Source organism: uncultured Vibrio sp. (assembly GCF_947488985.1).
Classification (GTDB): Bacteria; Pseudomonadota; Gammaproteobacteria; order Enterobacterales; family Vibrionaceae; genus Vibrio.
Genome location: NZ_CANLBV010000380.1, coordinates 1 through 245 on the forward strand (window position 1 = coordinate 1; position 245 = coordinate 245).

Here is a 245-nt window from a genome sequence, read left to right on the forward strand (position 1 = left end):
ACTTCATCAAAACGTCTATCGACATCAGTTTTCATTTCATCAAAACGCTTATCGACTAGGTCAAAACGTTTATCGACATCAATTTTCATTTCATCAAAACGCTTATCGACTAGGTCAAAACGTTTATCGACATCAATTTTCATGTCATCAAATCGTTTATCGACTAGGTCAAAACGTCTATCGACATCAGTTTTCATTTCATCAAATCGTTTATCGACTAGATCAAAACGCTTATCGACATCAGT

1 pseudogene is annotated in these 245 nt (G+C 34.7%); it reads right to left on the reverse strand.

Annotation, left to right across the window (positions count from 1 at the left end):
* A pseudogene (locus Q1A70_RS20700) lies at positions 1–245 on the reverse strand (hypothetical protein); the annotation flags it as partial.